Here is a 19390-nt window from a genome sequence, read left to right as displayed (position 1 = left end):
AAGCCAAAGCTTGCGCGATGGCCGGAAATTATACGCTTGCTGATGGCAAAGGAATGGCGATGACTCGCCAGTCATCGCCAACCGCACGAATTTCGATGATCTTAAGCTCAGGCGCATCCTTCATTTGCGCGAGTGGCCAGTCCAGCAGCGGCCGCGCCGAGGAACCCAAAAACTTGCCGGCGATGAAAATCTGGAACTCGTCCACCAGTCCGAGCTGGGCAAACGCACCCGCCAGACGCGGACCGGCTTCGACCAGCACCTCGTTGACGCCACGGTTGGCGAGTTCGACCAGCAGCTGACGCAAATCGACCTGGCCGTCATAGCCCGGCACGATCAGGCATTCCGGACCGTTGGCATATTGCTCTTCCACCGCCACGCAGGTGGCGACCAGCGCCGGGCCGACCTTGAAGAACGGTGCATCCAGCGGTACCCGCAGGCGTCCGTCAATCAGGACTCGAAGCGGGGGACGACTCATGGCCAGTGCGGTTTGCTCGGCATCAAGCCCCAACTCATCGGCGCGCACGGTCAATCGCGCGTTGTCCGCCAGTACCGTATCGGCGCCGGTCAGTACCACACTGGCTTGCGCGCGCAGACGCTGAACGGCCGAGCGCGCCGCCGGGCCAGTGATCCACTGGCTTTCGCCACTTTCCATCGCCGTACGGCCGTCCAGACTCATGGCCAATTTGACCCGCACGAACGGCAAGCCGTGTTCCATGCGTTTCAGGAAACCTTGATTGAGCTTTCGCGCTTCACCCTCCAGCACACCACTTTCGGTGGTGATACCAGCCTGAGCCAGGCGCTGCAGACCGCGACCGGCGACTTCCGGATTCGGGTCCTGCATCGCCGCGACCACCCGCGCCACACCGGCATTCACCAGCGCATCGGCACAGGGCGGCGTACGGCCGTGATGGCTGCACGGCTCAAGCGTGACATAGGCAGTAGCGCCACGGGCCAACTCACCGGCCGCGCGCAGGGCGTGAACTTCGGCATGGGGTTCACCGGCGCGCTCGTGCCAGCCTTCGCCGACAATCTGCCCACCCTGCACGATCACGCAACCGACCCGCGGATTGGGGTGCGTCGTGTAATGCCCCTTGCGCGCCAGTTCCAGGGCACGGGCCATGAAATGGGCATCGAGAATGGCTTGTTCTGCGGGCGTGTTCATTCTTTCACCGGTTCACGGGCCAGGCGATCGATCTCTTCGCGGAACTCGTTGAGGTCCTGGAAGCGGCGATATACCGAAGCGAAGCGGATGTAGGCGACTTCGTCGAGTTTCTGCAGCTCGGCCATCACCAGCTCGCCGACCACGAGGGATTTGACCTCGCGTTCGCCGGTGGCGCGCAGTTTGTGTTTGATGTGCACCAGCGACGATTCAAGGCGCTCGACGCTCACCGGGCGCTTTTCCAGCGCCCGCTGCATGCCGGCGCGGAGTTTTTCTTCGTCGAACGGCTGGCGACTGCCGTCGGTTTTGATCAGGCGCGGCAACACCAGTTCAGCCGTCTCGAACGTCGTGAAACGCTCGCCGCAGGCCAGGCATTCACGCCGGCGGCGCACCTGTTCGCCCTCGGCGACCAGACGCGAGTCGATGACCTTGGTGTCGTTGGCACCGCAGAAGGGACAGTGCATGGTGGCAGGCAACAAAAAAAGGGAGGGCCATGGTAGCGCATCCCGGTGGCAAGACAAGCCATAGGGTTTGCGGTATACAGACGGGATGATCACTTGATCCATGGAATTCAGCTTTATGGAGCCACCAATGTCGTTACGTCCGCTCATTTTGCTCAGTGTTTTCAGCCTGCTGGTGGCTTGCGGCAGCGACGCACCCAAGCCCCAGCCGCCAACGCCAGGCCCGGCGCCGCAGCAAGCGCAGAAGAAAGCCCGGGAGGCCGCCGAACTTGGCCCGCTGCCCGCGTATCAGCGCGAATTGAGCGGCACGTTGCAAGGTGTGCCGGCCGGCGCCGAAGTCGAGCTGGCGCTGTTGGTGATCGACGATAAAGACCGTCCGCAGCAATTGCTCGCCAGTTCCAGCCTGATCGGCAACAACCAGGTGTTGCCGTTTCACCTGCGCTTCAACCCGGATGCCTTTCCGGTCGGCGCCCGCGTTGAACTGCGAGGCCGCGCCAGCCAGTCCGGGCAATTGATCCTGCACTTGCCATCGCAGCTGATCACCCAGCCGACCACCCAGGCCCTGGGCCAACTGCAATTCGTCAAAGCCCCATGAGTGCACCGCTCGACCTGCAAATGGCCTTGGAGGATCTGCTCGGTGACGCGCGATTGGTGGACTGTGATTTACCGGGAACCGATTTGAAACTGTGGCTGATCGACGGCGATAACATGGACCGCGCTTTCAGCCCGGAAGAAACCCGGCGCATCCTGCATGAGCCGCCGTACTGGAGCTTCTGCTGGGCCAGCGGCTTGGCCGTGGCCCGTTATCTGGCCGCAAACCCGCATTGGGTCGAAGGCAAGCGGGTACTGGATTTCGGTGCCGGTTCCGGGGTGGCGGGGATTGCCGCTGCCAAGGCCGGCGCGCTCGAGGTGCTGGCCTGCGACCTCGACCCGCTGGCGATTGCCGCGTGTCGGGCCAATGCCGAGCTCAATGACGTGCAGCTCAATTACTCCACGGATTTTTTCGCCGAGGCCGATCGCTTCGATCTGATCCTGGTGGCGGATGTGCTGTACGACCGGGCCAACCTGCCATTGCTCGACCAGTTCCTCAGTCGCGGCCGGGAGGCGCTGGTGGCGGATTCCCGAGTGCGGGACTTTCGCCATCCGTTGTACCAGCGCATAGAGATGCTGGAGGCGATGACCCTGCCGGACCTGGCCGAGCCCCACGAGTTTCGGCATGTGAGCCTCTACCACGCGCAGCGCGCTTGAAATCGCAAAAAGATCGCAGCCTTCGGCAGCTCCTACAGGATTGAATATTTACACGGCCAATGTAGGAGCTGCCGAAGGCTGCGATCTTTTACGCCAGCCCTTATAGTGAGCATATTCACGCTTCCAAGAGATTGCCCATGAGTCAGGAAACGCCGTACATCTTCGACGCCACGACTGCCGATTTCGACCAGTCGGTGATCGAGAACTCTTTCCACAAACCGGTGCTGGTGGATTTCTGGGCCGAATGGTGCGCACCCTGCAAAGTGCTGATGCCGATGCTGCAAAGCATTGCCGAGAGCTACCAGGGTGAGTTGCTGCTGGCCAAGGTCAACTGTGACCTCGAACAAGACATCGTCGCCCGCTTCGGCATCCGCAGCCTGCCGACCGTGGTCCTGTTCAAGGACGGCCAGCCTGTCGATGGTTTTGCCGGTGCCCAGCCGGAATCCGCCGTGCGTGCCCTGCTCGAACCCCATGTGCAGATGCCGCCGCCGGCCGCTGCCGATCCGTTCGAACAGGCCCAGGCACTGTTCGATGACAGCCGCTTTGCCGATGCTGAAGCCCTGCTCAAAGTACTGCTGGGTGAAGACAACACCAACGCCAAGGCGTTAATCCTGTACGCCCGCTGCCTGACCGAGCGCGGCGAGCTGGGCGAAGCGCAAGCAGTGCTGGATGCGGTCAAGAGCGACGAGCACAAGGCTGCGCTGGCCGGCGCCAAGGCACAGATCAAGTTTCTCGGTTTAGCCAAGGACTTGCCGGATGCCGCCGACCTGAAGGCCCGACTGGCGAAAGACCCGCTGGACGATGAGGCGGTCTATCAACTGGCGATCCAGCAACTGGCCCGTCAGCAGTACGACGCCGCGCTGGACGCATTGCTCAAGTTGTTCATCCGTAACCGCAGCTACAGCGAAGGCTTGCCGCACAAGACCTTGCTGCAGGTGTTCGAGTTGTTGGGCAACGATCATCCGTTGGTGAGCACCTACCGTCGCAAGTTGTTTGCCGCTCTCTACTGATCACAAACCTGTAGGAGCAGCCGGTCGACGCTCGATTGCTCGCGATGGTCGTCAACGATGACGAGGGCTGCCTGCATGGCCGAAGCGCCCTGACGCTTTTCGCGAGCAAGCTCGCTCCTACAACCAGCGGTAGAGCGGCGTATCCCCGCCGCTTTCCACCTTCACGTCCGAACTATGGCGCAAACGCACCAGCAGGCGCTTGCCCGCCGCCGCACTGCCAGTCAGGCCTTCGAGTTGATCGAGCAGATCCGGCCCGCTGAGCTGCCCGGCCTTGCGCAGCAAATCCCTGGCGATCTGCCACAGCGCATCATCCTGATCCAGCGGTTTCGCCGCTGGCGCGCTGACCTCGGATTTTTCCACCTGCAACTGCGCTCCCAGTCGCGCCCAGTCCGCGTCGTCCATCTCCAGGGTCAAATCCACCGGCCAGTCGCCGATGCTTCCGCGAATTCGCAACATAGGTCTGCTCCCGCACTTTTCTTCCCCGCATGCTCCCATGGGACTTGTGCAACGCCAAGCAGGCAGTCAAACTCTCCGCGCTTACGTTATAAGATTACATAACATTTTCTTCATTTTACTTTTCGGAGACTCGCCATGCGTCGTCTGCTTCTCGCCCTGTCGTTTGCCATGTTGCCGCTGACTGTCGCCCATGCCGCCGACGAACACGATCATGAGCATGGCAGCCTGGGTGCCCACGAACATGGCGTGGGACGCCTGAACGCGGCGCTGGACGGCAAGACCCTGGAGCTGGAGCTGGAAAGCCCGGCCATGAACCTGGTGGGTTTCGAGCATGTAGCCACCAGCGACGCAGACAAAGCCAAAGTCGCCGCCGCCCGCGCCCGGCTTGAGCAACCACTGACCCTGTTCAACCTGCCAAAAGCCGCCGGTTGCGTGGTGGAAAACCAGGAACTGGAAAGCCCGCTGTTCGGCGACCAGCCCGATGCCGACGATGATCACGATGAAGACGCCAAGGACGAAGACGGCCACGAACATCACCATGATCACAGCGAAATCCACGCTCGCTATCAGTTCACTTGCGCCACGCCGGCGGCCCTGAAGTCGCTGGACCTGGCGAATATCTTCACCAGCTTCCCGGCCACCCGGACAATTCAGGTACAACTGATCGGCCCGAGCGGGCAGCAAGGGGTTGATGTGACGGCCAAGGCTGCCAACCTGAAGTTCTGAATCCACTGAAGATCCCTGTGGGAGCGAGCTTGCTCGCGATGAGGCCAGCACATTCAATTTCAATGTGACTGTAAGACCGCTATCGCGAGCAAGCTCGCTCCCACAGGGGGTTGTGTTGATAGTGAAATCCAGACCAGTTCCCACACTTATGAAATCGGTGCCATGACCCAAGCACTCATCGAACTGTCCGACCTGGGCTTCAGCTGGCCCGGTCACCCGCCACTGCTGGACATCCCGGCGTTTCGCCTGGAGCGCGGGGAAACCCTGTTCCTCAAAGGCCCCAGCGGCAGCGGCAAGACCACCCTGCTCGGCTTGCTCGGAGGCGTGCAGAAGCCTGATCGCGGCAGCATCCGCCTGCTCGGCCAGGAACTGACGCAACTCTCGGCCGGCGCCCGCGACCACTTCCGCGTCGATCACACCGGCTACATTTTCCAGCAGTTCAACCTGCTGCCGTTTCTGTCGGTGCGCGAAAACGTCGAACTGCCCTGCCACTTCTCGAAACTGCGCGCCGAACGGGCGAAACAACGTCACGGCAGCGTCGACAAAGCGGCCGCGACGCTGCTTGCCCACCTGGGTTTGAAGGATGAAAACATCCTCGGTCGCCGCGCCGACTCGCTTTCCATCGGCCAGCAGCAACGGGTCGCCGCCGCCCGCGCGCTGATCGGGCAACCGGAACTGGTTATCGCCGACGAGCCGACCTCGGCCCTCGATTACGACGCCCGCGAGAACTTCATTCGCCTGCTGTTCGCCGAGTGCCGCGAAGCCGGGTCGAGCCTGTTGTTCGTCAGCCATGACCAGAGCCTGGCGCCGCTGTTCGACCACAACCTGTCGCTGGCCGAACTCAATCGCGCCGCTACCCCGTCCGAGGTCTGAGATGTATCTGTTTCGTCTAGCCATGGCCAGCCTGGCTAACCGCCGCTTCACCGCGATTCTCACGGCGTTCGCCATCGCCCTGTCGGTATGCCTGTTGCTGGCAGTGGAGCGCGTGCGCACCGAAGCCAAGGCCAGTTTCGCCAGCACCATCAGCGGCACCGACCTGATCGTCGGCGCCCGCTCAGGCTCGGTGAACCTGTTGCTGTACTCGGTGTTCCGCATCGGCAACGCCACAAACAACATTCGCTGGGACAGCTTCGAACACTTCGCCAGCAACCCGAAAGTGAAGTGGGCGATCCCGATGTCCCTCGGTGACTCCCATCGCGGCTACCGGGTGATGGGCACCACCGAAGCCTACTTCGAGCATTATCAGTACGGACGCCAGCAACACCTGGAACTGGCCGATGGCCGGGCCTTTGCCACTGACCCGTTCGAAGTGGTGCTCGGTGCCGAAGTGGCCGATGCGCTGCACTACAAACTCGGTGACAAACTGGTGCTGGCCCACGGCGTGGCGGCGATCAGCCTGGTCAAGCACGACGACAAGCCGTTCACCGTGGTCGGCATTCTCAAACGCACCGGCACCCCGGTAGACCGCACGCTGCACATCAGCCTTGGTGGCATGGAAGCGATTCACATCGACTGGCATAACGGCGTGCCGGCCCGGGGCGAGGGTCGCATCACGGCCGATCAAGCGCGCAACATGGACCTCGCGCCGCAAGCGATCACCGCGTTCATGCTCGGTCTCAACAACAAGATTTCGACCTTTGCCTTGCAACGGGAAATCAACGAATTCCGCGGTGAGCCGATGCTGGCGATCCTGCCGGGCGTGGCGTTGCAAGAGCTGTGGAGCCTGATGGGCACCGCGGAAAAAGCCTTGTTCGTGGTCTCGCTGTTTGTGGTGCTGACCGGATTGATCGGCATGCTCACGGCCATTCTCACCAGCCTCAACGAACGCCGCCGGGAGATGGCGATCCTGCGCTCGGTGGGTGCTCGGCCATGGCATATCGCGACGTTGTTGGTGCTCGAAGCCTTTGCTCTGGCACTGTCAGGCGTGATCGCCGGCGTAGCGTTGCTGTATGTGTGCATCGCGGCGGCCCAGGGTTATGTGCAGGCCAACTACGGCCTGTTCCTGCCGCTGTCCTGGCCAAGCGAGTATGAATGGACGCTGCTCGGAGGCATCCTGGTCGCCGCGCTGCTGATGGGCAGCGTGCCGGCCTGGCGTGCCTATCGCCAATCCCTGGCCGATGGCCTGTCGATCCGTTTATGAGGACGTTGAAAATGCCCCGCGCTGTACTTGCGCTGTTGATGCTGGTCGCCCTGCCCCTGTGGGCAGCCCAGCCAAAAGACCTGACCTGGTCGGAGATGATCCCGCCCGACGCGCCGAAAGAAGTGCCGAACATGACGCCGCTGCACGATCTGTCGCAGATGAGCAGCACGCTCTCGGCAGAGTCGGCGCCAGCAGCCAAACAGGACATGCCCAACGCACCGGTGGTCAAGACCCTCGATGGCCAGAACATTCGCCTGCCGGGCTACATCGTGCCGCTGGAAGTGAGCGAGGAAGGACGCACCACGGAGTTCCTGCTGGTGCCGTATTTCGGCGCCTGTATCCATGTGCCGCCACCGCCGTCGAACCAGATCGTGCACGTCAAAAGCGAAGTCGGCGTGAAGCTCGACGAGCTGTATCAGCCGTACTGGATTGAAGGCGCGTTGCAGGTCAAGGCGTCCACCAGCGAGCTGGCGGATGCGGGGTATCAGATGGAGGCGGACAAGATTTACCTGTATGAACTGCCGGAGTGAATACCCACCAGCCTGAAGTTGCAGGGTTGCCCTGCAACATGGAATCTCCCACCTGGATAGTGATTATCTGGAAGGTATTGGGCACACTGACGGTCTGTTTATTTACAACCCAACCTGACTGAGAGGACTGATCATGGTTCTGCGCTCGGAAATCCTGGTGAACAAAAACGTGCTCCCGACTAAAGAACAAGCTCTGCCCGGCCGCGAAACCGCGATGACCCTGCCCGAAAAGCACTTTGTGTTTAAAGACACCCCCTTGCTCGGCCCGTTCTTCGAAGATGTCGACTTCGCGATCTTCGGCCTCGGCTGCTTCTGGGGCGCGGAACGCCGCTTCTGGCAACGTGAAGGCGTGGTCAGCACCGTGGTCGGCTACGCCGGCGGTTTCACGCCGAACCCGACCTACGAAGAAGTCTGCTCGGGCCTGACCGGCCACGCCGAAGTGGTGCTGGTGGTGTATGACAAGGCCAAGGTCAGCTACGAAGAACTGCTGGCGATGTTCTGGGAACTGCACAACCCGACGCAGGGCATGCGCCAGGGCAATGACATCGGCACCCAGTACCGTTCGGTGATCTACGCCACCAGCCAGGAACAACTGGACGCGGCGCTCAAGAGCAAGGAAACCTACCAGGCCGAGCTGTCCAAGGCCGGTCTCGGTGAAATCAGCACCGAAATAGACCAGGCCCCGACCGTCTACTTTGCCGAAACGTATCACCAGCAGTACCTGGCGAAAAACCCGGAAGGCTATTGCGGCATTGGCGGTACAGGCGTGACCTGCCCGATCTGATTACTGTAGGAGCGAGCTCGCTCGCGAAAAACCAAAGGGCGCCGCTGGGCACCTGGTTTTACGCGTTAACGTTCACGAACATCGTCGGAACGCCGCCCGGAGCGAGCTCGCTCCTACAGATCAACTCTCGGCAATCAACCAATCCATCCGCCACCCACCCTGGGTCTGCCCCAGCTTCTGGGACAACCACGGCAGCAACTCACGCAACTCTTCCTCAAGCCCCCAAGGCGGATTGGCAATCGCCAACCCGGAACCGTTCAGGCTGTTCGGCGTATCCAGCGGATGCACCAGCAACTCCACCCGCAACAACTTCGGCGCACCGGTTCCGGCCAGGTCCTGGTAGAAACGACGCAGCGCACGCTGATCCTTCACCGGGTACCAGATTGCCGCCACGGTCTGGCGCATCCGGCCAATCGCTTCCTTCAACGACGCGGCACAGCGCTGCATTTCGTCGAGCTTCTCGAACGGCGGATCGATCAGCATCACCGCACGCTTCTCCGGCACCGGCAGCAAGGCTCGCGGCACATGCCAGCCTTCGCCCAGGTGCACCTTGACCCGACGATCACCGGCCATGTTGTCCTTGAGCAGCACGCCGTCTTCCGGGTGCTTCTCGTTGAGCAACACACGGTCCTGCGGGCGAGTCAGGCGCCGCGCCAACTCCGGCGACCCCGGGTAATAGCGCAACTGGCCATCCGGGTTCATCTCGTGCAGCACCTGCATGTAATCAGCGGTCAGGATCGGCAGATCCGGCTGATCCCACAAACGCGCAATGCCTTCCAGGTACTCGCCGGTACGGTTGGCCTGATCACCCTGAAGGTCATACAGACCGATACCGGCGTGAGTGTCGAGATAGGCAAACGGCTGTTCCTTGCGCGACATCAGGGCGATGAGGCGGGTCAAGGTCAGGTGTTTGAACACATCGGCGTGATTGCCGGCATGGAAGGCGTGACGATAATTCATGGTTGCTCCTGCGAAGGCCGGGGAGTTTACCTTTTACCGGCCGGCAAGTCAGGGGTTGACGGCCGAGCGGACACTTCGAGCATTCATAGCGGCAACAAGCATGCACCATCACTCGACAAATTCAGAAACGCCTCACAACAGGAAGATTCCCGAACCTGCAAACCGGCGTGATAGCGTTCTTTGTCGAAAAAAGCAAAGGACGCACAAATGACCATTCGCTACGCAAAGATTGCAATGACCCTGGCGCTCGCCGCATTCGCCTTCATGACCGTGTTCAACAACATCAACGACTACGGTTCCAACTTCAACTTCGTCCGGCACGTGCTGAGCATGGACACCACCTTCCCTGACAACGCCGCCCGGTATCGCGCAATTGATCTGCCTTGGGTGTGGCATGGGGCCTACTGGCTGATCATCGTTGGCGAAGCCATTACCTGTGGACTTCTTGGCTACGGCGCACTACAGCTCTGGCGCTCACGGTCAGCCGGTGGACATGAATTCAGACTGGCCAGGAAGTGGGCCGTAGCGGGTTTGACGACTGGGTTTTTCGTGTGGTTTTTCGGCTTCATGGTTGTTGGAGGCGAGTGGTTTCTGATGTGGCAATCCGACATCTGGAATGGCCAGGACGCAGCCTTCAGGTTCTACATGGCAATACTGGGCGTGCTGATCTTTCTGAATCAGCCCGATGCCGATCTTGACTGATCCCCAATAAAAGACGACCCGCACCCATCGGATGCGGGCCGTCTTCTTCAATCAGGAAGCTAAAAAGCCTCGCTGAAAGCCTCATCTGTTCAGCATGAAGTCCTTTTCCGCCGCGGCGAATCGCTGCAGCATGCCGGCAGACAGCGCGCCCAATTTGCTGACGATGTAGATCGCCAGGCTGGCGAAGATGAAGCCCGGGATCTTTTGATCTTGTGGCGACGTCTACGCCGCCGCTGTAGGCCGCACCCGCACGCCGCCCAACCACATCCAGCACATCGCAGCCATCGCGCAACGAGATTGCGCAGAGCAAGGCAAAATCGCTGAGGATGAACGACTCGCACTCGATCGAACCGCGCATCGACAGGTTCTCAAGCACTTGGGTTACTGCACGGATTCTGTAGTTGGCGGCGTCGGTGAGGATGTCGAGCGGCACGTGGGTGTCGACGAACAGCGTGGGCATGTCGGTGCAGTTACTGGTCAACGCCATGAAGCGGTTGTCGGGATGGGGGATTGGTTTTTCGTAGGGTGGGTCAGGATGTATTGATTTCATTTTTAATGCTCTAAGGAAGAAATGGACCTGCCATTAGCCTTCCTACGGGCTAGGGTGGCAGCTATGCACGGGGTAGGAATATCGAGACCTAGAGCAAAACTCGACCACGCCGAAGCGTGCCCGCGCATAGCCGCCGCAACTGATCTTACGGCCGCATGCAAACGGCCGCAAACCAGGCAGTGACGCCAATGTAGCTCTAACGGTCTTGAGAGGTTCCTACACCCCACCACTGAATTATCAGTGACCGCCAAAGACTATCGACGGAACTCGCATCGCACCAGTTCATGAAAACCGATAGGTTTTGAAGGAAACGTCCTAGGACCTTGCCCAGAAAATTTACAACCTGCCTGACGGGTGAGGAGTGGCATGAAGAACGGGCACACCAACAAGATTGGGTAATGCCGATCAGTTAAGCGAAAGGGAATCACTGTAGGAGCGAGCTTGCTCGCGATGGTCGTTAACGATAGCGCGTGTTTACTGGCTAAACGCGGCGCTCTTGAGTCCATCGTCGGAACGCCGCCCGGAGCAAGCTCGCTCCTACAGAGTCCTTAACTGATCGGTATTAACCAGATTGGGTGCCCATTTTTTATGGGTCAGTTACCTGAGTATCCCCGACATCACTATCAGGCCAAGTAGCACCATGCCGGATAGAACCCCTAGAAGAGTCCATTGCAGCACTACGAGCTTTTGCCTGAGGTCATGGGGAAAGTTGTCGAGATCTTCAGCAGTGACCATACCGCGCTTCAGAAAAAATTGGGGAAACGTAACGACGCTAGATATTGAATAAACCAGTCGAGTCTTACCTCTAAGCCCTGCGTCAATACGCGCGGAGACAGTTATAAGTGGAGAACTGTTTTGGAAATGCTCTGAAAGGGCATCTCCCTTGGTGTAGCCCAAGTGCAGCGCAACCCCAAAAACAACAAGTGCCCCACCGAAAACTATTAGCCCTGATGCCAGGAATAGTGCGTCTGCAACGCTAATGTTCATTGAGTGGCCTCGAAAATCCGCTCGCCCATTTTTTCACCAATAACACTCCCAATAGCGCTGGAAGAAAAAGAGCCTGCCCCGACCACAACAATACTGCAGACCAGTAATCCCAAGCCGCCAGTTGGCACACCCAACCCAACACAAAGCCCGCCGACAGCTGAGGTTGATAGAGCAGCACCTACAATTCCGCCACCTACGATCCCCCCGGTAAAACTCCCCGTTTCAGTAAATTTAACCCGCTCGCACGTTTCAGTATTTCCCGCAGTACACACATCCTGAACCTTCACGGCAGATGCCCCGCCACCAATGGCAGTACCTAGCCAACCACCGTATTTGATGTATTTAGTTGCCTTTGCCACACTTTCTAGATGAGTGGCGTGACCCGGTATTTGCCCCGCAGGACTGGCATTGGTCCAGTGGTGAACCAGACTTTGGCTGGAGATGCCCAACATTTTTTTCAAATTGATGTGGTTTGGGAATCCAATACCCTTGCGGGTTAGGGTCGTCATATGGCTGTTGAGTTGTGCCAGTAAACGCTGTCGTTCTACGAAGAAGGCCGGCGAACGAAGGTGCCCATCTCTTTGGAGCGTCGTCTGTTGCAATACTTCAATTTCCCTCAAGGCATTACCGACGTTATCCAGATTATTCTTGAAAATGCTCGCGCCGACGCCCACAGCGCCTGAGCCATAGCCCAAGATCGTCTGAATGGCATCCCGGTGTTGCATCATGAAATCCGCCTCTTCCGGGCTAAGCGTCTCCAGTATTTGATTGGTCCGTGCCGCCACATCCATGAGCAGCGCTTCTTCGCGGGTGCACTGGAAGTTGTTGGGATCGCTCAGCACGATCAGCGAGCCGGCTTTGACGTCGCGCAGGTTGGGATTGAGCAACTTGAATTTGCCCATCACCGCCGGGTCGCGCAGGGTGAACAGCGAGGCCTCGAGTTGTTCGCGGGTGGTGCTTTTGGGAACGACGTAAAAACCAGGCTCCTGGACCGATGTATTGAACGGTATCGGTTTCGGATTGCTCCGCGCGGTCGCGAGTGATGATGGCGATGCTACCGGGTTGCTCGTGGCTAGGGCAGACGGTTGTCTGACGGCCCGTGCGGCGTGCGGTGCAGCACTTCTGCTGGATCCATACGAGCCTGTGAAATCCGATGCGATAAGAGTCGCCTTGCAAGGGCAACCGCTGAAACTGTCCAGCGTGCCGGCCACCAATCGTCCATGACTCACCATGTAGGAAATACCGCCCTCAATCCTGTAGGTTTGGCCGTCCACGCCGCAGGTGACCGGATCGCCTTCGCGCGCATGGGCGAGGCCATACATCATGACGCGTGTATCGGCGTCCTTTACCTTGCCTCCGCACGTGGTCTTGTCACCCAAGCGGATAAAATGCCCTTCAGTCATTGATTGATCTCCCTCTCTACTGCCGTCCCAGTCATGGGCAGCGCACCACTGTTAACGATCGGTAAGCCGACTCGGGATGAGTGGCTTAGCGCAAAGTACGTGGACAGAGAGGAAACTCAAGATGGCCGAGAAAATCAGGAAATGTCTTACGACCAGCACTGAAAAGGACCACGGATATTGGAGGGCCAATGCCTGTTTTCGGACCTGGCTTGCAAAAAAAAAACGGCCCGCAACATAAAGCTGCGAGCCGTTCTTTTATCAGAGATGGGAAGAGCTCAACCCATCACTCATCACTTGTTCAAACGATAATCACTCTCTGCAGCCGCAAAACGCTGGAACATGCCAGCAGTCGGCGTGCCCATTTTGCTGACGAAGTAGATCGCCAGGCTGGCGAAGATGAAACCAGGGATGATTTCGTACAGGCCCAGCAGTTCGAAGTGTTTCCAGACGATCACGGTGATCGCGCCGACCAGGATACCGGCCAGTGCGCCGTTGCGGGTCATGTCTTTCCAGATCACGGAGATCAGTACGACGGGACCGAATGCGGCACCGAAACCAGCCCAGGCGTAGCTCACCAGACCCAGTACACGGTTTTCCGGGTTGGATGCCAGCGCGATAGCAATCAGGGCAACCAACAGCACCATGGCACGACCGACCCAGACCAGTTCAACCTGGGAAGCGGATTTACGCAAGAAGGTCTTGTAGAAGTCTTCGGTCAGGGCGCTCGAGCACACCAGCAACTGGCAGCTCAGGGTGCTCATGACGGCAGCCAGAATGGCCGACAGCAGGATACCGGCGATCCATGGGTTGAACAGGATTTTGGCCAGCTCGATGAACACACGCTCGTGGTTCTCGGAGACCGCGCCCGCCACGTCCGGGTGCGCCGAGAAGTAGGCGATACCGAAGAAGCCCACTGCCACGGTGCCGCCCAGGCACAGGATCATCCAGGTCATGGAGATGCGACGGGCCTTGGCGATCGATTTAACCGAATCGGCAGCCATGAAACGCGCCAGGATGTGCGGCTGGCCGAAGTAGCCCAGCCCCCAGCCCATCAGCGAGATGATGCCGATGAAAGTGGTGCCCTTGAGCATGTCGAAGTTGCTTGGATCTTGCGCTTCGATGGCCAGGAAGGTGGTGTCGACGCCACCGGTGGCCAGCAGCACGATGACCGGCGTCAGGATCAGCGCGAAGATCATCAGGGTGGCTTGTACGGTATCGGTCCAGCTCACCGCCAGGAAACCACCAATAAAGGTGTAGGCAATCGTCGCCGCAGCACCGGCCCACAGCGCCGTCTCGTAGGACATGCCGAAGGTGCTTTCGAACAGACGGGCCCCGGCCACGATGCCGGAAGCGCAGTAGATGGTGAAGAACACCAGGATCACGACCGCAGAGATGATCCGCAGCAGGCCGCTTTTGTCTTCGAAACGGCTGGCGAAGTAGTCCGGCAGGGTCAGTGCATCACCGTTGTGCTCGGTCTGTACACGCAGACGGCCGGCGACGAACAGCCAGTTCAGGTAGGCGCCGACGATCAGGCCGATGGCGATCCAGCTTTCGGAAAGACCGGACATGTAGATCGCGCCGGGCAAGCCCATCAACAACCAGCCACTCATGTCGGAGGCACCGGCGGACAGTGCAGTCACGACGCTGCCCAGGCTACGGCCGCCCAGGATGTAATCGGAAAGGTTGTTGGTGGAGCGATAGGCCATCAAGCCGATCAGCACCATTGCTGCGATATAGATCACGAACGTGATCAGGGTTGGATTGCTTACGCTCATTAAGTTACGCCCTGGCTTTGTTTTTATGTAGCGGCGGCTGGTGAACCGCTCGCAAACGCATACGTTTGACAGACGATCCGGATTCCCGCGCATTTATGACTGATGTTTCCCCAGGAAAGCCATCAGCCGGAGCACCCGGATTTTGTCCGGGTTGCACCTTGGACGCGAATGCTATTCAACAAAGCAAATAAGGTGCAACCAGTTTCTCGGGATTAAGTTGCACCTAGCGAGAAATAAACGTTAAAAATCGTTTTTTGCTCCTTTTCGGAGCAAAAACGAGTGTTAACTCACCGGAAAAGCACCAAGCAAATGCAACGCAGCCTTACCAGAATTTATTTCCTGACGAGCTGCGTAATATTCTGACAAAAAAAGGGTTGCACCCGGTTGCACCTCGACAGTCTCACGGCTAATCTTGCCGCCAGCTGATGCCACGCAGTCGTGGCAAACATGAGGATAAAAACATGGCTACCACCACCCTTGGGGTCAAACTTGACGACCCGACCCGCGAACGCCTCAAGGCCGCCGCGACCTCGATTGATCGCACGCCGCACTGGCTGATCAAGCAGGCAATCTTCAATTACCTGGAAAAACTCGAGGGTGGTGCAACCCTGACCGAGCTGAGCGGTTTGACCAAGGACTCCGACGACAGCGTCGACGCGCCTCTGGATCACGCCCACCAGTGCTTCCTCGAATTCGCCGAAAGCATCCTGCCGCAATCGGTACTGCGTGCCTCGATCACCGCCGCCTACCGTCGCCCTGAGCCGGAAGTCGTGCCGATGCTGATCGAGCAGGCGCGCCTGCCGGCACCGATGTGCGACGCCACCAACAAACTCGCCGCCTCGATTGCTGAAAAACTGCGCAACCAGAAGAGCGCTGGCGGCCGTGCCGGCATCGTTCAGGGCCTGCTGCAGGAGTTCTCCCTGTCGTCCCAGGAAGGCGTGGCGCTGATGTGCCTGGCCGAAGCGCTGCTGCGCATCCCGGACAAAGGCACCCGCGACGCCCTGATCCGCGACAAGATCAGCACCGGCAACTGGCAGCCGCACCTGGGCAACAGCCCGTCGTTGTTCGTCAACGCTGCCACCTGGGGCTTGTTGCTGACCGGCAAGCTGGTGTCCACGCACAACGAAGCCGGCCTGACATCGTCCCTGAGCCGCATCATCGGCAAGAGCGGCGAGCCGATGATCCGCAAGGGCGTCGACATGGCCATGCGCCTGATGGGCGAGCAGTTCGTGACCGGCGAGACCATCGCCGAAGCCCTGGCCAACGCGAGCAAGTTCGAAGCCAAAGGCTTCCGTTATTCCTACGACATGCTGGGTGAAGCCGCACTCACCGAGCACGACGCGCAGAAGTACCTGGCCTCGTACGAACAAGCCATCCACTCGATCGGCAAGGCCTCCCACGGTCGCGGGATTTATGAAGGCCCGGGCATTTCGATCAAGCTGTCCGCCCTGCACCCGCGCTATAGCCGTGCGCAGTACGAGCGCGTGATGGAAGAGCTGTACCCGCGCCTGCTGTCGCTGACCCTGCTGGCCAAGCAATACGACATCGGCCTGAACATCGACGCCGAAGAAGCCGACCGCCTCGAGCTGTCGCTGGATCTGCTCGAGCGCCTGTGCTTCGAGCCGCAACTGACTGGCTGGAACGGTATCGGTTTCGTGATCCAGGCTTACCAGAAGCGTTGCCCGTACGTGATCGACTACGTGATCGACTTGGCTCGCCGCAGCCGTCATCGCCTGATGATCCGCCTGGTGAAAGGCGCGTACTGGGACAGCGAAATCAAGCGCGCCCAGGTCGAAGGCCTGGAAGGCTACCCGGTCTACACCCGCAAGGTGTACACCGACGTCTCCTACATCGCTTGCGCCCGCAAACTGCTGTCGGTGCCGGAAGTCATCTACCCGCAGTTCGCTACGCACAACGCCCACACCCTGTCGGCCATTTATCACATCGCCGGTCAGAACTATTACCCGGGCCAGTACGAGTTCCAGTGCCTGCACGGCATGGGTGAACCGCTGTACGAACAGGTTGTAGGCAAAGTTTCCGAAGGCAAGCTGAACCGTCCGTGTCGTGTGTACGCTCCGGTCGGCACCCACGAAACCCTGCTGGCTTACCTGGTGCGTCGCCTGCTGGAGAACGGCGCGAACACCTCGTTCGTCAACCGCATTGCCGACCAGTCGATTTCGATCCAGGAACTTGTAGCCGATCCGGTAGCCAGCATCGAGCAGATGGCGACCGTGGAAGGCGGTTTCGGCCTGCCGCACCCGCGCATTCCGCTGCCGCGTGATCTCTACGGCTCCGAGCGCGCCAACTCCAGCGGCATCGACATGGCCAACGAACATCGTTTGGCGTCCCTGTCCTGCGCGCTTCTTGCTACCGCACACAACCACTGGAAAGCGGCGCCGATGCTCGGTTGCGCCTCCAGCACCGAAGCGCCGGCACCGGTGCTGAACCCGTCCGATCTGCGTGATGTGGTCGGCCATGTGCAGGAAGCGACCGTCGAAGACGTCGACAACGCGATCCAGTGCGCCCTCAACGCTGCGCCGATCTGGCAGGCCACCCCGCCCGCCGAACGCGCCGCGATCCTGGAACGTGCCGCCGATCTGATGGAAGCCGAGATCCAGCCGCTGATGGGCCTGCTGGCTCGCGAAGCCGGCAAGACCTTCGCCAACGCCATTGCCGAAGTGCGTGAAGCCGTGGACTTCCTGCGTTATTACGCGGTGCAGGCGCGCAACGACTTCACCAATGACGCTCACCGTCCGCTGGGCCCAGTGGTGTGCATCAGCCCGTGGAACTTCCCGCTGGCAATCTTCAGTGGCCAAGTGGCTGCTGCGTTGGCCGCTGGTAACCCGGTATTGGCCAAGCCTGCGGAACAGACTCCGCTGGTCGCCGCTCAAGCCGTGCGCCTGCTGCTCGAAGCAGGGATTCCGGAAGGCGTACTGCAATTGCTGCCGGGTCGCGGTGAAACCGTCGGTGCCGGCCTGGTCGGCGACGAACGCGTCAAAGGCGTGATGTTCACCGGCTCCACCGAAGTCGCGCGCTTGCTGCAACGCAACATCGCCGGCCGCCTGGATAGCCAGGGTCGTCCGATCCCGCTGATCGCCGAAACCGGTGGCCAGAACGCAATGATCGTTGACTCCTCGGCACTGACCGAACAAGTCGTGATCGACGTGGTTTCGTCGGCCTTCGACAGCGCCGGTCAGCGTTGCTCGGCCCTGCGTGTCTTGTGCTTGCAGGAAGATTCCGCAGACCGCGTCATCGAAATGCTCAAGGGCGCGATGGCTGAAAGCCGTCTCGGCAACCCTGAGCGCCTGTCCGTGGACATCGGCCCGGTCATCGACGCCGAAGCCAAGGCTGGCATCGAGAAGCACATCCAGGCCATGCGCGACAAAGGTCGCAGCGTGTACCAGGTGGCCATCGCCGATGCCGAAGAAGTCAAACGCGGCACCTTCGTGATGCCGACGCTGATCGAACTGGAAAGCTTCGACGAACTGCAGCGGGAGATCTTCGGCCCGGTGCTGCACGTGGTCCGTTACAAGCGCAAAGACATCGATCAACTGATCGGCCAGATCAACGCTTCCGGCTACGGCCTGACGCTGGGCGTTCACACCCGCATCGACGAAACCATCGCCAAGGTGATCGACAACGTCAACGCCGGTAACGTCTACGTCAACCGCAACATTGTGGGTGCCGTGGTCGGCGTGCAGCCATTCGGCGGCGAAGGCTTGTCGGGTACCGGCCCGAAAGCCGGTGGCCCGCTGTACCTGTACCGCCTGCTGTCGACGCGTCCTGCGGATGCGATCGAACAATCCTTCGCTCGCGGCGATGCTGCCGCAGCACCGGACGTTCGTCTGCGCGACGCCATGAGCAAGCCGCTGACCGCCCTGAAAGCCTGGGCCGACAGCCACAAGTTCGCCGATCTGAGCACCCTGTGCGTGCAGTTCGCCGCGCAATCGCAAAGTGGCATCACCCGTGTCCTGGCCGGCCCGACCGGCGAGCGCAATAGCTATGCGATCTTGCCGCGCGAGCACGTACTTTGCCTGGCGGAAGTCGAAGGCGATCTGCTGACCCAACTGGCGGCGGTACTGGCTGTCGGTGGTTCAGCGGTGTGGCCGGAAGCTGACTTGACCAAGGCCTTGTTCGCACGCCTGCCGAAGGATATTCAGGCACGCATCAAGCTGATTTCCGACTGGAACAAGGACGAAGTGGTGTTTGATGCGGTTGTGCATCACGGCCACTCCGACCAGTTGCGTGCGGTGTGCCAGCAGGTTGCCAAGCGTGCCGGCGCCATCGTTGGCGTGCAGGGCCTGTCACAAGGCGAAACCAACATTGCGCTGGAACGCCTGGTGATCGAGCGGGCGTTGAGCGTTAACACGGCTGCGGCGGGTGGTAATGCCAGTTTGATGACCATCGGTTAACACCGACAATCCGGGCTGCCGCAATGGCCGCCCGGTGCTTTAGAAGCAAGATCAAAAGATCGCAGCCTTCGGCAGCTCCTACAGGGG

At 60.0% G+C, this 19390-nt stretch carries 16 protein-coding genes and 2 pseudogenes; 10 read left to right on the top strand and 8 right to left on the bottom strand.

From position 1 onward, the window contains the following. Nucleotides 1-28: 28 nt before the first annotated feature. Together ribD and nrdR are read right to left on the bottom strand one after the other, a co-directional pair. Nucleotides 29-1162, bottom strand: coding sequence for a bifunctional diaminohydroxyphosphoribosylaminopyrimidine deaminase/5-amino-6-(5-phosphoribosylamino)uracil reductase RibD (gene ribD / locus AC1DVH_RS05035; protein ID WP_477752868.1), 1134 nt, complete (start codon nt 1160-1162; stop codon nt 29-31). Continuing rightward, the gene (gene nrdR / locus AC1DVH_RS05030) at nt 1159-1623 is read right to left on the bottom strand and encodes a transcriptional regulator NrdR (protein WP_003228656.1); all 465 of its coding nucleotides are present in this window, start codon (nt 1621-1623) and stop codon (nt 1159-1161) included. Before nrdR ends, ribD begins: the two co-directional genes overlap by 4 nt. A gap of 127 nt (nt 1624-1750) precedes the next feature. On the opposite strand from nrdR, the gene AC1DVH_RS05025 reads away from it, so the two are divergent. From AC1DVH_RS05025 to trxA, 3 genes are all read left to right on the top strand, one after another. Further along, nucleotides 1751-2215 carry a YbaY family lipoprotein gene (locus AC1DVH_RS05025; RefSeq protein WP_108216297.1) on the top strand — a complete coding sequence of 155 codons (465 nt, stop codon included), beginning with the start codon at nt 1751-1753 and terminating at the stop codon, nt 2213-2215. Continuing rightward, nucleotides 2212-2868, top strand: a complete 657-nt coding sequence (locus AC1DVH_RS05020) for a class I SAM-dependent methyltransferase (RefSeq protein WP_477752867.1) — start codon at nt 2212-2214, stop codon at nt 2866-2868. The genes AC1DVH_RS05025 and AC1DVH_RS05020 overlap by 4 nt, the downstream gene beginning before the upstream one ends. 137 nt (nt 2869-3005) lie before the next feature. Continuing rightward, entirely contained in the window at nt 3006-3878 is an 873-nt protein-coding gene (gene trxA / locus AC1DVH_RS05015) for a thioredoxin (RefSeq protein ID WP_477752866.1), read from the top strand. 117 nt (nt 3879-3995) lie between these two features. Here the strand turns inward: trxA and AC1DVH_RS05010 are convergent, their stop codons facing one another. Continuing rightward, complete coding sequence (locus AC1DVH_RS05010; protein WP_477752865.1) at nt 3996-4334, bottom strand: hypothetical protein; 339 nt, start codon at nt 4332-4334, stop codon at nt 3996-3998. A 135-nt stretch (nt 4335-4469) separates the two neighbouring features. Here AC1DVH_RS05010 and AC1DVH_RS05005 point away from each other — a divergent pair, with 135 nt between their 5' ends. The 5 genes from AC1DVH_RS05005 to msrA all read left to right on the top strand — a co-directional run bounded on the left by AC1DVH_RS05005 (nt 4470) and on the right by msrA (nt 8514). Further along, complete coding sequence (locus AC1DVH_RS05005; RefSeq protein ID WP_477752864.1) at nt 4470-5060, top strand: DUF2796 domain-containing protein; 591 nt, start codon at nt 4470-4472, stop codon at nt 5058-5060. Nucleotides 5061-5222: 162 nt separating this feature from the next. Beyond that, nucleotides 5223-5933: an ABC transporter ATP-binding protein gene (locus AC1DVH_RS05000; protein ID WP_057713120.1), complete on the top strand. Its 711-nt coding sequence runs from the start codon at nt 5223-5225 to the stop codon at nt 5931-5933. Nucleotide 5934: 1 nt separating this feature from the next. Beyond that, nucleotides 5935-7200, top strand: a complete 1266-nt coding sequence (locus AC1DVH_RS04995; protein WP_477752863.1) for an ABC transporter permease — start codon at nt 5935-5937, stop codon at nt 7198-7200. 11 nt (nt 7201-7211) lie between these two features. After that, complete coding sequence (locus AC1DVH_RS04990) at nt 7212-7730, top strand: DUF3299 domain-containing protein (protein WP_090451674.1); 519 nt, start codon at nt 7212-7214, stop codon at nt 7728-7730. Between the two features lie 133 nt (nt 7731-7863). Next, nucleotides 7864-8514: a peptide-methionine (S)-S-oxide reductase MsrA gene (msrA, locus tag AC1DVH_RS04985; RefSeq protein WP_477752862.1), complete on the top strand. Its 651-nt coding sequence runs from the start codon at nt 7864-7866 to the stop codon at nt 8512-8514. Between the two features lie 120 nt (nt 8515-8634). On the opposite strand, the gene AC1DVH_RS04980 is transcribed toward msrA, so the two are convergent. Then, nucleotides 8635-9474 (bottom strand): 23S rRNA (adenine(2030)-N(6))-methyltransferase RlmJ, encoded by an 840-nt coding sequence (locus AC1DVH_RS04980; protein WP_223457684.1) that lies wholly within the window; start codon nt 9472-9474, stop codon nt 8635-8637. A 207-nt stretch (nt 9475-9681) separates the two neighbouring features. Between AC1DVH_RS04980 and AC1DVH_RS04975 the strand changes: the two genes are divergently transcribed. Beyond that, on the top strand, nt 9682-10176 hold the full coding sequence (locus AC1DVH_RS04975; protein WP_477752861.1) for a DUF2165 family protein: 495 nt from the start codon (nt 9682-9684) through the stop codon (nt 10174-10176). 81 nt (nt 10177-10257) lie between these two features. On the opposite strand, the pseudogene AC1DVH_RS04970 reads toward AC1DVH_RS04975, so the two are convergent. From AC1DVH_RS04970 to putP, 4 genes and pseudogenes are all read right to left on the bottom strand, one after another. After that, a pseudogene (locus tag AC1DVH_RS04970) lies at nt 10258-10377 on the bottom strand (sodium:solute symporter family transporter); the annotation flags it as partial. Between the two features lie 40 nt (nt 10378-10417). Next, nucleotides 10418-10726 (bottom strand): annotated as a pseudogene (locus tag AC1DVH_RS04965) (hypothetical protein); the annotation flags it as partial. 983 nt (nt 10727-11709) lie between these two features. Next, a complete protein-coding gene (locus AC1DVH_RS04960) occupies nt 11710-13116 on the bottom strand; it encodes a PAAR domain-containing protein (RefSeq protein ID WP_477752860.1) in 1407 nt (468 codons plus the stop codon). 290 nt (nt 13117-13406) lie between these two features. Next, entirely contained in the window at nt 13407-14891 is a 1485-nt protein-coding gene (gene putP / locus AC1DVH_RS04955; RefSeq protein WP_477752859.1) for a sodium/proline symporter PutP, read from the bottom strand. Between the two features lie 461 nt (nt 14892-15352). Here putP and putA point away from each other — a divergent pair, with 461 nt between their 5' ends. Further along, nucleotides 15353-19303, top strand: a complete 3951-nt coding sequence (putA, locus tag AC1DVH_RS04950; protein WP_477752858.1) for a trifunctional transcriptional regulator/proline dehydrogenase/L-glutamate gamma-semialdehyde dehydrogenase — start codon at nt 15353-15355, stop codon at nt 19301-19303. The last annotated feature ends 87 nt before the right edge of the window (nt 19304-19390 follow it).

The organism is Pseudomonas sp. P4_C3 (assembly GCF_056402075.1).
This window is presented reverse-complemented; position numbering and strand designations above follow the sequence as displayed.